This is a genomic window from Neptuniibacter sp. UBA6509 (assembly GCA_002435145.1).
Taxonomy (GTDB): Bacteria; Pseudomonadota; Gammaproteobacteria; order Pseudomonadales; family Balneatricaceae; genus Neptuniibacter.
On record DJLT01000023.1, the window covers coordinates 1 to 14,215 of the forward strand.

Consider the following 14,215-nt stretch of genomic DNA (forward strand, 5'->3'; position numbering starts at 1 on the left):
CCAAAACCGGATATAAAGCCTATTAAGTCACAGCTTACTGAAGTGGCTTCAGCGGCAATCGCTTCACAGGTTACAGGTGGAATTCTGAATAAGTTGGTCAAGCACCCGAGTTATCGTAGTACTCCCGCAAAGCCTAAATACCCTCGAAAGGCTTTACGTAAAAAGCAAGAAGGTGAAGTTATTGTCCGTGTTCTTGTGAGTGCAGATGGCCGTAATCTTGAGTTGAAAGTGCACCAAAGTAGCGGTGTTAAAAGTCTGGATGAAGCGGCTTTAAAGGCAGTTAGGGGGTGGGAGATAGAGCCCGCATCTATAGAGGGCAAAGGGGTGTCTGCTTGGGTGGAAGTCCCCGTCATTTTTAAACTATCTAGATAACATTTGGCTATTTCAGTCCGTCTATTCTCATGCCACGTTTATCTATTAAAAACATAACTATTATTAAGTCACTATCGAGTTGGGAATTAGGACTTTATAATCGTTAAACTACCTTGGCCGTATCCGGGAATTGATATTTCGTAATCAACCCTCTCGGACTCAGGTTTCTGAAAAAGACTCTCAATTTTAGGAAAAACTTTAGGAACATAGTTCACACTGCGTAATTGCATCTCGCCTTTATTATTCTGGCCCTTGATTGTGGCGCTAATAACCCGGAGTAACTTCTCGCAATTATCGAGGATAGGTTGAGGAATTGTTCGGTCATCAATAGAGCTTTGAACAGTAGACGCCGGTAGTGCATCTATTGAACCGCCAAGGATACATGCGGCTGGGAGGGTTAAAATTGAGATTGCTCTAACCTTATTTTCTTCAGTGTCAGCAAATAGTCCCAATAAACAAGGCGACCAAGAGCTTTCATAGGTTGCAGAGGGGGCTATTTCTACATTAACAGTGTTCTTGGAAACAATATTTAGAATTTTAGTGATTATGTCTACTGAAGGAAGTGTAATACTTCCGTTATTGGAGAATGCTTCCTCGTGTTCATCAAGTTCCGTGTTATCAGTAAAAAAGGGTAAGACTGTTTGATGAAGGGCATCATCATTAAAGGGCTTGTTGAGTATAAACTTTGCCCCAGCATTTTTTGCTTCTTTTACTCGTTCTGAGGAGGTTTCTGTAGTGACAAAGCCTACGTTGATGTCCAGCATTTCGCGATTGATAGCGTTGAGTAATTCAATACCTGTCATTTCTGGCATATGCCAATCAGATAGGACAAGACTTGGTCGCCATACACGAATAATATCGAGGGCCTTTTGGCCATCATCTGTCACTTGAATTTCCATGCTATCACAGTCAATTTTTTCAACGCCGCGCCGCAAAATAACTTGCATTGCTTTGCTATCATCAACAATAAGAATTCTCACGATCTAAGCCTTTTATTAGATTTATTATTAGGTATTTTTATTCATTTAATGCGTAACAAATTTTGTTGTCAGATCTCCATCAAACAAGGCTATATAAATAGGCTTGTTATTTGATGAAGCTAATATAACGTCCTCTGCCTGTAAGTGCTTATAATGTTGTATAAATACAGATGGGTCAATATGTAGTGGAATACCTACGCTTCCTTGTTCATTAAAAGTATTCTTTGTATTACCTGCAATAATATTAAGCATCTCTGAACTTGCGTCTATTAAGTACTCTTCTGTTATTTCATTTTCAGTGATAGCAAACATTTTAGCTGCAAGTTGAGTGGCTAATATCCGGTTTATTCCCAGTAGTAAACTCTTGTTGGCCGGTTGAATACAAGAAATAAAAAGGTAATCTATATCCAGACCAATATTTTTATTATCTTCTTGAGGGTTGAGTACAAGATCCGTTGCACTATAAGTATCCCAGGCTGATTTAATGATAAAAGATAGTTCTTTTTGGTTCATAATATCTTCTGCGGTTATTTATAATGTCTTAGTAATACAAAAGTTATATTACTGAGTGTAACCCTAGTGGTTACAGTTATGCTTTATCTATCAAGTTCTTCTTGTATGCGAATAAAGTGGTCTTCAAGCATTGAATACTCCTTTTTTACTCTGACTAATTCAGACTTAACATCGTCTGTTTTATCAATTGACTCAATAAGATCTAAGAATTGAGTTTCAATAAAGTCTTTCTCTCTGTTGGCTCGCTCAAGAGCACTAGTGCTCTCTGAAAGTTTGAGATTTAGAAGGCTGAGTTGTTCCTGTAACTGATCAATTTGCCCTTCATTTTCGCTGCATATGCCTTTTGTTTCTTGCTCAATCGGTAAGGATGGAGCTGTTTCATCGATTGAATTTTTCTGTTTTAATTTTGCTATTACTCGCTGCTGCTTTTCTAATTCGTGAGTTTTTTGTGATATTTTTAAATCTAGGTGGTTCTTGATTTTTTGTAATGATTCAACCTTAGTTTCTAGGGTTTTATAAACTTCCAATTGGGTGTCTTGCTCTTTGACCTTCTTAATCAGAGTTCGATTTCTGGCACGTGCTTTTCGTTCTTTATCTTCTAATCCGTCAATTTTATCTAACTCGAGACGTTGTTTATGGAGTTTCTCTTCCAGATACTCTAATTTGTAGCGATTTGCCTCAGCTTCACTTTTCAGTCGTTCTAAAATTGTTTCAGTTGTCTGAGCTTGAGCTTTGAGGGTGGCAACATGTATTTTTAGCTGTTTCTTCTCTTTATCATCATTCCCAGATGAATCAGAAAGGGCATCTAATTGATGAATTAAGGTTGCTTGGGAGGTGTTAAGTTCTGTTAATGCGTCAAATGGGATCTCTTTCTTAAGAGCGTTGTCTATTATATCAATAGCGACATCAGCGGTTTCTTCAGTGTTATTGGCATATTGTTTTATTAATTTACGGCTGTCGGTGAGGTCATCTTTTAGCTTATTAATAAGTGATCTTGAGCGCGCTAGAAGTTTTAATAATTTATCTTGGTGGTGTTTTTTTTGAATGAAAAAATATAAAAAAAATGCCCATGAAAATATCAAGGATAAAGGTAGGGCGATATAGATAATATTCAGAACTGTTTCGCTCAAAATTGCCTCTAGGTAATACTTCTATAATTCATAAATAACAATTTATAGTGAATTGATCAACTAAAGATCTATTAATAAATCCTAAACATTTCAGGATTATAGGTCGCTTTAAGTTACAGGCAGCGATAACAGGCATGACAGTGTCTATCGGAAAATATTAACGAATAAACACTCAACTACGTGAGTAGGTGGCGAATGATATTTGTATAAGCATAGGCAGCTTAAGGTTTGCTACATTATTAGCATGTTATGAGTGATGTCCCAGACTTGTCTAATTCAATATTGCTGAAAGCTGAAGAGGGATTGCGTTTAACTCAGTATGAGCATATTGGTGTGAGCTTTGGCATCGCTTCAAGTTTAGAGGCAGCGAACCAATCTGAGAGTTTCTTGGTGGCAGATCAGCGTATGTATAAACATAAGCAAGCTAAAAGAGAGTGTTCAGGTGTAAGGAGCTTTTTGTCTATGAAGCTCTTTTGCTATACAGCATAGATCCGTCTCGTTATGATCTCGCTTACTTTAAGGATCTCATTCGTTAAAAAAACTCAAAAGAGGGTGTTGTACTAATATGAACGCAGAACAGCCTAATAATCCGTTGCATGGTGTGACGCTTAAAACTGTAGTTGAAAAGTTATTGGAACATTATGGTTGGGATGGGTTAGCTGAGCGAATTAATATTGGGTGCTTCCAGAGTAACCCCTCGATTAAGTCTTCCCTAAAATTCTTACGTAAAACGCCTTGGGCTAGAGATAAAGTTGAGGGCCTGTACATTGATACTTTTGCAACTAACTCTCCTTGGAATCGTTCTAAGTAAGCTGTCCTAGAAGTTGAAGCTAAGCTTAATATTATGGAGTTAAAATTGATTAAGGGAAGTTGCCTCTGCGGCGGTGTGAATTACTGCATTACCCGGAATGTTGGTGAGATAGTACATTGTCATTTGAGACGTGCCGTAAAGCGCACAGCAGCGCTTTTTCGAGTGTTGCTGTAGTAGCCGATCATGATTTTAAATTGCAGGGCGCTGAGCAGTTGAGCTCGTTTGAGTCCTCCCCGGGTAAGAAGCGTTTTTTTGTTCCAATTGTGGTTCACAGATTTATGCTAAAAGAGATGGTGCCTTGCATGTTATTTTGCGTCTAGGCTGTTTAGATGATGATCCTGAAACCCATGAAAAGAATCATATTTGGGTTTCTCAGAAAGCTAGTTGGTATGCGTTAAATAGTCATTTACCGGAAAATGAAGAATATTAAAAAATACATCTGATCATCATTTACTTTCCTGATGAAGCTCTGATCTGTATATCTAACTTAAACTTAGCAGCGTAATAGATTTAACAGTTATATCTGATTTGCAGCAGGTATTTCTGAAAATGCGCTATTACTCATCCATCGTGTCACATGATTAGTTAAATCTGAAGGGCCTATCAACTGTAATTTTTTATCTCGAATGGCTGTTTTGTAACTAAGATCGCCCATCCAGATCTCTATCATCGTCCGAAGGTCGGTATTAAACCAGATATCGACCTCTTTTCCCGGATCTACTGTACATACATCAATATGCTGATCAGTAACCACAATCCACCATTTGGGTGTTTTATCTAGATCACTGAAATTGAAACACAGGGTCGTGTTGTCACCAGGTAGTTTATTCGGATCTATGCTGCGTTCTAAATAAAGCATTAGAAGCTCAATATCGAGTTCGGCATCGGATATTTGATTACGCGTCCAGCGCATTCCCCACTCTCCAATTTGTTGGATGATGGGGGCGAGCTCTTTACCTGATTCTGTGAGGAAGTACTCATAACCTCGCTGATCCGGTATTTTCTTGCGTACAACTAAGCCATTATCTGTGAGTTCATTCAGGCGCTTAGTCAGCATGGTTGGAGAGATATGTGACATGCCTCGCTGGAAATCAGAGAAGCGTTTTCCACCCATTAATAGCTCCCTGATGATGAGTAAGGTCCATTTTTCACATAGCAGTTCAGAGGCTTTAGCAAGCGGGCAAAACTGTAAATAGGGCATATAGGTTTCCAATCATTTAAGGGTAACTACATTTTATGTAGTTTAATGCTACAGATTACAGAGCATCTCTACCAGGCACTTACTTTTAATATGACTGATTTAGATAACAACAAAAACATTATATGGAGTCGTTACCAATGCCTAAGTTCATTATTCAACGTGATATCCCTGAGATTGGTTCAGCAGATGATGCTGCACTCAGTGCTGCCGCTGCAAAATCAAATGAAGTGCTTTCTGCTATGCAAGCAGAACAAAAGGACATAAATTGGGAGCATAGTTACGTGGCCGGCGATCAAACGTTTTGTGTTTATAGCTGCGCAAGTGAAGATCTTATTCACGAACATTCAGAGAGAAGTGGATTTCCAGCAAGTACTATTTCTGAAGTGAAGAATCATATCGATCCATCTACCGCTAACAGTTAATTCTGAAGCTTTTTGGAGCGCAGTAAAATAGTTGCCCTCAATTTTACTGCGCTTTCGTAAGCTGTACTCGTCATTTAAAAAACGGTAATTAAGCCGTTACATTGGTTGTCTATTAATCTGCACTGTATTCAATTCTCCTATCTGTATCTTTATCTCTTAAAGTGGACTGCTAAAATTGATGAATATATTAATTTTTAGTCGCTAGCTGGAAATGCAGGTATGCACCGTTGATGAATAGCTCACGTCTCAACCCTTGGTGGATTGTTGCCGCAGCCTTTCTTATTTTGGGCTGTAATATGGGGGTTCGTCTTACTACTGGACTGCTTCTACCCGAAATTAGTCTTGATTTGAGTATTCCTACTTCTGAGCTAGCTTTGGGTTTTGGTGTTCAAAATCTATTGTGGGGAGCTGTATCCCCTATTGCCGGGATGATGGCTGAACGCTATGGAACAGCAAAGATTTTGCTCGGTGGCGCAGTTGTTTTTATGGCCGGTATGTTTTGGGCGGCTTTAACAGAGAGTAGTTTGGGGTTTTTCATGGCCAATGCCGTGTTTATCGGAATTGGTGTGGGTGCGACAACCTTCCCGATCGTTTTGGGGGTAGTAGGTCGGCGTTTTCCGGCTAATAAACGCACCTTTGCATTAGGAATTACCAGCGCTGGTGGCTCGTTAGGGCAGTTTGTATATGCCGTACTTTTAGGGCAGACCGATGCGTTTCTGAACTGGTCGCAAGTTTTTATGATGTTTGGTGCCTCTCTTGCGCTAATAATATTGGCTTGCTGGTTCATGCGTGATCAAAGCGGTGAGGCAGAGCCGAAGGTTGAAACGGTTAAACCTGGACCGCTCTTTAATTGGCAGGCTGTAGGTGATGCATTTCAAAACCGTAGTTATCAATTGTTGAATGTTGGTTTTTTTGTATGTGGCTTTCATATTGCAATGTTAACCGTGCATATGTCGGGCGTAGTGAGTTATTGCGGGTTACCGCCGGAAATGGCATCCAACTCCCTTGCTGTGATTGGTCTTGCCAACGTCGTAGGCGTAATAGCGGCCGGTTGGGCAGGTGATCGCTGGCATAAGCCTTGGTTGTTGCTACTTATTTATTGGCTAAGAGGCTGCCTGTTGATGGCTCTGGTCTTTGTACCTATGAATTCTCAGTTGTTTTATACCTTCTCCGTTATTATGGGCGTACTTTGGCTTTCAACTGTGCCTTTAACCAGTGGGACTGTGGCTCAAATATTTGGCACCAAAAATTTAGCATCACTGTTTGGTTTCGTCATGTTTAGTCATCAAATAGGTGCGTTTTTTGGTAGCTGGTGGGGAGGTCTTATTTTTGACTCGTTTGGTTCATACCATTGGGCTTTATTACTGAGCGCGGCCTTGGGCATACTTGCAGCTGTAGTGCATTTGCCAATCACTCCTAAAAAATTAGAACCTCAGTTAGCGTAGTTTTGTAAAGATGTAAGAGATTTGATATCCAGATATTTAAGAGTATAACTCCTAAAAAAAGCGCCGTGCTCATTTAATTCCTAGTCATATTTATAAGCTTCTAGTGGCGAACTTATGAGATGAGATATGGGTATATGTTGTGTAGTTATGCTTTGTGAACTACAACTTTTTGCTGTGTTTTGTCATGTTATTGTCATCTGCTGGTAGTTTAATAGCGCCATTCAAGAATGAATATTACTTGCGCAAAGGCTAAATCCTTTGTCCTAGCTTGTATTGAAGGCGCAGAGCAGATCATGAAAATATCTTTACTAACTAAGCTAACCTCACTCACCCTTTTTCTTATTCTAGTTGTATTGACGACATCAATTGTATGGTCGTTAGATCGTTTAAATACGGCTTACCAAACCAGTAGAAGTTATTATAAGTACGAGGCTGATACGCGTAATGCGGTTGAAGATCCTATCAAGGAGTACCTCTTCACCGGTAACGCTACACTGCTTAGTCAAATCAAAAATGATATTAATGCTCTCGTTACGCAAACCCAACAAAATAGGCTCTTACCCTCAGATATTAAAGCTTCAGCAGTTGAGCATATGCTTAGTGTCCGCGACAACGCGTTGAATAACTTAAGGGAAGCGGGGAAGTTATCTAACCCAGAATTTTTACTGATAAACAGTGAACGAGAACTCTTCGCAGAGATTGCAGCGTTAATGAATTACGTGGCAAAAGCTGAAGATGCGCCAATAGAGCTAAAACAGCAGTATCTGAATTTATCGTCGGAATTCCTCGGCTACTTAGTGCCTATCACTTATGTCCGACAGGACAGCACAGCGAAAGGTGATAGCCGTATTTTAAATAGTGCACAAACTTACTTAGAGGGTATGAAAAGTACTGCCGAAAAGTTATACGCACTTCCGCGTTTAGGTGTATATAAACCGGCAGAGGAAGAGGATGATCTTGCCAGTGCTTTAGGCTGGGAACAGGAAGAATCCAATGATGTGGCCGAAGATCTAGGTGATGAAACTTTAAACGTAATAAGGAATTTAGCAGGTCGTTACCCTAAAGAACTCGAGAATATTGCTAAATTTACGGAGCAGAAAAGGCAGGGCAATTTGGACGCTGCTAAGCAGATTGAAGCACTGGAAGAATCACTCCATGCATTAGAAGAAAATCTAGAAGCGCATTATCAACAGATTTTAATGGATGTTTATCTGCTTCTGGCTGTATGTGTTGTTTTAATCATTCTGACAGGTGCCTGCATGTCGATGATTAAGTATCGACTATCACAAATACTTCACCGGGCTACAGGCTATGTGAGCAGACTCTCTGAAGGGGATTTAAAAGTTCAGATGGATATGCCCAGTAAGATTAGTGAAGTTACGACATTACGGACATCTATTAATTCGTTGAAAGATTATTTTTCTAATTTGCTCACCAATATCAAACGTGAAACGGGTGTATTGCGTGAATTAGAATCAAACATGAATACGAGTGCCCAAAACCTCAGCAGCATTGTCGCAGAACAGCAGTCTAGTACGCGTAACACTGCGCTTCAGATGGAGCAATTAAAAAGTTCATTTATGGATGTAGCGGAACACGCTGTGCGCACACGTGAATACACGAATCAGGCCAATGAGCTGACGCAGCGGGGTACTGAATTAATGAATGATACCCGTCGCAATATCTCTGAACTGTCTAATGATGTGGCCGGGACTAATGATGCATTGGTTTCACTCAAAAAAGACACCGAGCTTATTCAAAAAGCATTAATGGTGATAGAGGATTTTGCTGAACAAACAAACTTACTAGCCCTTAACGCATCTATCGAAGCCGCAAGAGCCGGAGATATGGGCCGAGGGTTTGCTGTTGTTGCCGATGAAGTTCGAAATTTAGCCGGTAATACGACGGTTGCTGCTAGTGATATTAAGCAACTGACTAACCAGCTTAATATAACCACAAACGATGTTGTTGCACGTACTAAAACCTATATGCAGAAAACCGAAACTACAATGGCCATTGCGAATGAGGCAGAGCAGGCCATCGATGAAATAGCACAAGCGAACTTAAGTGTGAGCGAAATGAGTACTCAGATTGCTTCGGCGACGGAAGAGCAATCTCATTTAGCGGGTCAAATTGTACAAGTTATGTCAAAGAATACGGTTTTGGCGAATAACAGTTTGGATGAAGCCGCTAATAATAAGCGCTATGCAGATAACTTAGTTGTTATCAGCGGTAAACTTAACCAGATGATTGTGCAGTTTGAGTGATTATTTCTTTCCAATATTATTTTCGATTGATACCCACTGTTAGATTGATATGAGCTAGATGGGTTATATCTGTTAAGATGGCGAGCACTTGCTGCTATTAAGTTTTTACACGCTTAATGGCCAAGTGCTTTTCCTTGTATAAAAACTAACATCTAGCAGTAGAATCTAGGTATTGGGCCTAAAAAGCTATGTTAATCATTATTACCTTTGTTCTACCAACCCTGTTACTGGTTTTATCGATAGCACTGACCTATTCGTTTAGTTTTACAGGCTCCTTAGTAGCTACATTTGCAAACACTGTTTACTATTGTGTCTTTATTGCTCTTTTATCGGGTGTAGGTCATCCTAATTCTGTAGTCATGAAGGTTAGATGGAAGAAAGAGGTAATGGGTATTGTAAAATTCCTCCTCGCAAATCTAGTACTTCTTTTTACTATTTCAGGTCTGTTTTATTGGTTCAAACAGTAAAGCTGCTCTTTATATCCCCTTATGTCTTTGAAGTGTTTCTTCTCAAGCTTTTGTAGCTTTAGCGCATAATCCTGCTAGATAAAATATAAAGCCGTCTTTTTGAAACTGCTCGATTTTGATCATCGTTTCTACCTCTTCTACCTCGTTCACTCACACTTAACGCTACATACTCGTAAACATAATTTATTTGAAATGGTTTATAAGGAGTAGAGAGATGGCGGGTAGACTTGCAGGTAAAGTGGTTCTTTTAACAGGAGCTGGTGGCGGTTTGGGTAGTGCCCAAGCGCGCCTGATGGCAGAAGAGGGGGCTTCTGTGATGATGGCGAATCTATTGGAAGATAAAGTGATTGCAGATGGGCTGCCTGCATCAGGTTTGTGGGATAACGCGCAAAAAACGGCTGAAGAGATCCGACAATCCGGCGGTAAAGCAGAAGTGATCGCTTTGGATGTGGCTGATGAGCAGCAATGGCAAGAAGTGGTGTTAGCGACTGAAAAAACCTTCGGTAAATTGGATGTGCTGGTGAATAACGCAGGTATCTACTATCACGCTGGGTTATTAGAGCATACAACCGAGAAGTTTCATGAAATCGTGGCGGTTAACCAGCTCGGCTGTTTATTAGGAATGAAAGCTGCTGTACCCGCTATGCAACGAAATGGAGGGGGCTCGATTATTAACTTTGCGTCTATTTATGGTATTGCTGGCGCAGGTACTTCTACGGCTTACCAGAGTACAAAAGGAGCCGTACGGTTAATGACTAAATCAGCGTCATTGGAGTTTGTGGCAGATAATATTCGTATAAACTCTATTTGTCCGGGCATGTTTGATACAAATCTCTTTGAGAGTTCAGTACCGAAAGAGGCTTGGGAGCCATTAGTCGATATGGTGCCTATGAAGCGTTTTGGTAAACCGAAAGAGATAGCTTACGGAACAGTTTTTCTTGCGTCGGATGAGTCTTCGTTTATGACAGGGGCTGATCTTGTCATTGATGGGGGGTATACCTGCCCGTAGGTATTAGCAGGGCTAAATTTTCGGGTTCGGAGTATTTAGCCCCGTTAACACTAATGTCTCTATTGTTTGAATTAGCTGTTCAGTCCTTGTGGAACTTAGACGCAGGGGCTATGTATTACGCTGTGGTATATCATTGGGTTAATTACTATTTAATCAGTTTAGAGATTTTAATTTGAATCAAGAAAAATTGCATAAGGGCAGTTGTCAGTGCGGGACGGTTGAGTACACATTAGTGGGTGAACCGTTGACTTGTTATAGCTGTCATTGCACTCGCTGTCAGACTTTAAGTGGCTCTGCTTTTACGCTTTCGATGGTCGTTTCATTCGATGCGCTTGAGTTAGGCAGTGTTAAGCCATCTGAAGTTAGGTTTTTACATAAAGATACGGAAGTGGTTAGGCACTTTTGTGAAAAATGCGCTACAACGCTTTGGTTCTCATCTGACGCTATACCTGGGTTTAGTGCGATCAAACCTGGAACTTTTAACGATACTACTTGGTATAAACCGGTTGCTCATTTATGGATGAGTAGTGCTCAGCCTTGGGTTAAGTTAGATGATGGCATTAAGCAATATGACACTCAACCTGAGATGAGAGAGTTGGTTGAACTGTGGCAAGAAGGTATGGACTAATTCGCAATCTTTGGATAGGTCTATAATAACCGATATTTTTTATTTGAATCTGCTCTCATCCTTATCCTGTCAGTGATATCCTATAGATCGTTTTTTTAAGATATTTCATTGCGCGTCATTTTAATGCGTGCAGGAAAAGAATTGATATGTGTCGCACTGTAGCGGCGAAGGAATGTAGATGAAGATTTGTGGTGTTGATCTGACGGCAAATGATGCCGTACTGAGTATTGTTCAATTAGAAGGTCAGCAGTTTAATATACCGGATTGTCGTGCACGTAAATTGTCGTTGCCTAAGGGGCATTCACGTGAAGATCTACAGAAATTCCAGTTTGCTTTTGCTCAATTGATGAGAGACTACAAAGTAGACAAAGTAGTGATTCGTGAGCGTATGCCTAAAGGTAAATTTGCGGGTGGTGCGGTAAGTTTTAAGCTTGAATCGGCAATTCAGCTGATTGATGAGATCGAGGTGGAGATCCTATCGCCATCACATATCAAATCAGTTTTATCCGATAAGCCTCTGCCAATAGCGTTTTCAGAAACTGGACTTAAAGGGTTTCAAGAAGCCGCATTTACAGTGGCATATGTTGCGCACATGTCTCGGTAAGATCGGTTTTAGTATTTTCTAGAAGATATAAACTATTCAGATCTACGAGAAATCATCAGATCTGAATAGTTTGAACAGAAAGTTTATAACTTGCGCCTTAGTGGCTTTCTGCTTCTTCAGCCAGTTTTGTATAGTGTGCAATATGCTGATCAAAATTCTCTTCCAGCATTTCAGAATACTGATTTAAGAACCATTTAATCGCTTCATCTTTCTCAGCCGCCAGATCCTTAGAGTTGTAAGCGGTTTCATGCGCTGTGAATCGTGCAGCTGCATAGCGTAGAGCGGATCCAACGTTTTGTAGATCTGCGTTTTGTTCTGTAACCATATCGTTAGCTAAGTTAATAAACTCATCAGCAATTTTATATAGTTGTACCGCTGCGTCTTTATTCATCATGCTAGTTATTACCTATTCCATTTGAATGCTTAAGCCGAGTATATCAAGCTGATTTATTTTTTCTTCCTCTTCTTTTCTATGGTTTCTATCATTTATATAGATCCAAAGTTAATCGGTAGACGTGTCAGATATCTTTGATTGGATAATAGTGTGCGTAGCTCAGTAAGAGTCAGGGACATGGGGAGCATAAATAGGTAAAATGCACCCTTTACTATAGCTAAGTAACCTTCGTTTCTCTGGAACTCTTAATGATACGTCTTACGAATATTCAGTTACCTCTTGATCATGATGAATCGGCCCTAATTGATGCCATCTTAAAGCGTCTTTCTATTAAACGTGATCAACTGCTTGATCACCATGTACATCGCCGTGGATATGACGCACGGAAAAAGACAAATATTATCCTGATCTACACATTAGACGTTGATACAACCGAGAACGAAGCCTTGTTAGAACAGTTCGCTTCTGACCCGCTGGTGAAAGCTACACCGGATATGACCTATAACTTTGTAGCTGAAGCTAAGCCAGATCTACAAGAGAGACCGATCGTGATTGGCTTTGGGCCATGCGGTCTGCTTACTGGCCTTGTACTGGCACAGATGGGTTATAAGCCGATTATTTTGGATCGTGGTAAAGAGGTACGTGAACGTACTAAAGATACATTCGGTTTCTGGCGTAAAAAGATTTTAAATACAGAGTCTAATGTTCAGTTTGGTGAGGGTGGAGCGGGTACTTTCTCTGACGGAAAGCTTTATAGCCAAGTTAAAGATCCAAAGCATTACGGCCGCAAAGTTTTAACAGAGTTTGTTGAAGCGGGTGCACCGGATGAGATCATGTATGTGAGTAAGCCGCACATAGGTACTTTCCGTCTTGTTTCTATGGTTGAAAAGATGCGAGCTAAGATCATCGAGTTAGGTGGTGAGATTCGCTTTAGTGCGCGTGTGGATGATATTGAGATCGATGAAGGTCAAATCACTGCGGTTAAGCTCTCGAATGGAGAGGTTATTAAATCTAAGCATGTGGCATTAGCGATAGGACACAGTGCGCGTGATACCTTTCAAATGTTGTTTGATAAAAATGTATATATCGAAGCTAAGCCTTTCTCCGTTGGTTTTCGTATAGAGCATCAACAATCAACTATAGATAAAGCTCGCTTTGGTCCGAATGCTGGTCATCCTATTCTAGGTGCGGCTGATTATAAATTGGTACACCATTGTAAGAATGGTCGTTCTGTTTACAGTTTCTGTATGTGTCCAGGTGGCACTGTAGTAGCGGCGACCTCTGAAGAGAAGCGTGTAGTTACGAATGGTATGAGTCAGTATTCCCGTGCAGAGCGTAATGCTAATAGTGCGGTTGTTGTTGGTATTGATCCATCGGATTATCCGGGTAATCCTCTAGCGGGAATCGATTTTCAACGTGAGCTAGAGAGTAAGGCCTACTTATTAGGGGGTGAAAACTATGACGCTCCAGCACAAAAAGTAGGGGACTTTCTTAAAGGTACTACCTCGGAAGAGATTGGCAGTGTTGAGCCATCATTTAAGCCGGGTATTAAATTAACGGACCTTTCTAAAGCGCTACCGGATTTTTGTGTAGAAGCTATTCGAGAGGCTATTCCAGCGTTTAACCGTAAGATTAAAGGTTTTGCGCTTGATGATGCTCTGCTTACGGGGGTTGAAACGCGAACTTCTGCACCGATCTGCATTAAACGTGGCAAAGATTTTCAGAGTATTAATACCCAAGGTTTGTACCCGGCAGGAGAGGGTGCTGGCTATGCTGGTGGTATTATGTCTGCGGCTATAGACGGTATTAAAGTTGCCGAAGCTATGGCTTTAAGTATGAATGAGGCAGAGTCGTAGCCCCTTCGTTAAAGAGCTTTATAAATAATGGGTATACGTGCCTAAGCGTTGGAGATTATTTAAACGCTCGGCACCCAATGCGCAAATTAAGTGGTGAAATTTTATACAGGTCGTTC

17 protein-coding genes are annotated in these 14,215 nt (G+C 40.5%); 12 read left to right on the forward strand and 5 right to left on the reverse strand.

The annotated features are described in order from the left end of the window. Positions 1 to 372: energy transducer TonB (locus B4K11_RS03120; protein WP_292955042.1), on the forward strand; the 372-nt coding region annotated here is incomplete at its 5' end. Positions 373 to 458: 86 nt separating this feature from the next. Here B4K11_RS03120 and B4K11_RS03125 read toward each other — a convergent pair. From B4K11_RS03125 to B4K11_RS03135, 3 genes are all read right to left on the reverse strand, one after another. Beyond that, positions 459 to 1,352, reverse strand: a complete 894-nt coding sequence (locus B4K11_RS03125) for a response regulator (protein ID WP_292955040.1) — start codon at positions 1,350 to 1,352, stop codon at positions 459 to 461. 45 nt (positions 1,353 to 1,397) lie between these two features. Next, entirely contained in the window at positions 1,398 to 1,865 is a 468-nt protein-coding gene (locus B4K11_RS03130) for a chemotaxis protein CheX (RefSeq protein ID WP_292955038.1), read from the reverse strand. 83 nt (positions 1,866 to 1,948) lie between these two features. Further along, entirely contained in the window at positions 1,949 to 2,995 is a 1,047-nt protein-coding gene (locus tag B4K11_RS03135) for a hypothetical protein (RefSeq protein WP_292955036.1), read from the reverse strand. A gap of 249 nt (positions 2,996 to 3,244) precedes the next feature. Between B4K11_RS03135 and B4K11_RS03140 the strand changes: the two genes are divergently transcribed. The 3 genes from B4K11_RS03140 to B4K11_RS03150 all read left to right on the forward strand — a co-directional run bounded on the left by B4K11_RS03140 (position 3,245) and on the right by B4K11_RS03150 (position 4,236). Next, positions 3,245 to 3,484, forward strand: a complete 240-nt coding sequence (locus tag B4K11_RS03140) for a hypothetical protein (RefSeq protein ID WP_292955034.1) — start codon at positions 3,245 to 3,247, stop codon at positions 3,482 to 3,484. 76 nt (positions 3,485 to 3,560) lie between these two features. Continuing rightward, positions 3,561 to 3,806, forward strand: a complete 246-nt coding sequence (locus B4K11_RS03145; RefSeq protein ID WP_292955032.1) for a VF530 family protein — start codon at positions 3,561 to 3,563, stop codon at positions 3,804 to 3,806. Positions 3,807 to 4,104: 298 nt separating this feature from the next. Further along, complete coding sequence (locus B4K11_RS03150) at positions 4,105 to 4,236, forward strand: hypothetical protein (protein ID WP_292955030.1); 132 nt, start codon at positions 4,105 to 4,107, stop codon at positions 4,234 to 4,236. 87 nt (positions 4,237 to 4,323) lie between these two features. Here the strand turns inward: B4K11_RS03150 and B4K11_RS03155 are convergent, their stop codons facing one another. After that, complete coding sequence (locus B4K11_RS03155; RefSeq protein ID WP_292955028.1) at positions 4,324 to 5,007, reverse strand: winged helix-turn-helix transcriptional regulator; 684 nt, start codon at positions 5,005 to 5,007, stop codon at positions 4,324 to 4,326. Between the two features lie 137 nt (positions 5,008 to 5,144). On the opposite strand from B4K11_RS03155, the gene B4K11_RS03160 reads away from it, so the two are divergent. From B4K11_RS03160 to B4K11_RS03190, 7 genes are all read left to right on the forward strand, one after another. Continuing rightward, positions 5,145 to 5,429 carry a nickel-binding protein gene (locus B4K11_RS03160; RefSeq protein ID WP_292955026.1) on the forward strand — a complete coding sequence of 95 codons (285 nt, stop codon included), beginning with the start codon at positions 5,145 to 5,147 and terminating at the stop codon, positions 5,427 to 5,429. Positions 5,430 to 5,659: 230 nt separating this feature from the next. After that, positions 5,660 to 6,874, forward strand: coding sequence for an MFS transporter (locus B4K11_RS03165; RefSeq protein WP_292955024.1), 1,215 nt, complete (start codon positions 5,660 to 5,662; stop codon positions 6,872 to 6,874). A gap of 227 nt (positions 6,875 to 7,101) precedes the next feature. Beyond that, entirely contained in the window at positions 7,102 to 9,141 is a 2,040-nt protein-coding gene (locus tag B4K11_RS03170; RefSeq protein WP_292955022.1) for a methyl-accepting chemotaxis protein, read from the forward strand. Positions 9,142 to 9,329: 188 nt separating this feature from the next. Next, positions 9,330 to 9,608, forward strand: a complete 279-nt coding sequence (locus B4K11_RS03175) for a hypothetical protein (RefSeq protein ID WP_292955020.1) — start codon at positions 9,330 to 9,332, stop codon at positions 9,606 to 9,608. 214 nt (positions 9,609 to 9,822) lie between these two features. Further along, positions 9,823 to 10,617, forward strand: a complete 795-nt coding sequence (locus B4K11_RS03180) for an SDR family NAD(P)-dependent oxidoreductase (RefSeq protein WP_292955018.1) — start codon at positions 9,823 to 9,825, stop codon at positions 10,615 to 10,617. A 172-nt stretch (positions 10,618 to 10,789) separates the two neighbouring features. After that, the gene (locus B4K11_RS03185; protein WP_292955017.1) at positions 10,790 to 11,245 is read left to right on the forward strand and encodes a GFA family protein; all 456 of its coding nucleotides are present in this window, start codon (positions 10,790 to 10,792) and stop codon (positions 11,243 to 11,245) included. 178 nt (positions 11,246 to 11,423) lie between these two features. Then, a complete protein-coding gene (locus B4K11_RS03190; RefSeq protein WP_292955016.1) occupies positions 11,424 to 11,849 on the forward strand; it encodes a DUF3010 family protein in 426 nt (141 codons plus the stop codon). Between the two features lie 97 nt (positions 11,850 to 11,946). On the opposite strand, the gene B4K11_RS03195 is transcribed toward B4K11_RS03190, so the two are convergent. Further along, a complete protein-coding gene (locus tag B4K11_RS03195) occupies positions 11,947 to 12,243 on the reverse strand; it encodes a DUF3144 domain-containing protein (RefSeq protein WP_292955015.1) in 297 nt (98 codons plus the stop codon). 248 nt (positions 12,244 to 12,491) lie between these two features. On the opposite strand from B4K11_RS03195, the gene B4K11_RS03200 reads away from it, so the two are divergent. After that, on the forward strand, positions 12,492 to 14,099 hold the full coding sequence (locus tag B4K11_RS03200) for an NAD(P)/FAD-dependent oxidoreductase (protein WP_292955013.1): 1,608 nt from the start codon (positions 12,492 to 12,494) through the stop codon (positions 14,097 to 14,099). Positions 14,100 to 14,215 lie beyond the last annotated feature (116 nt).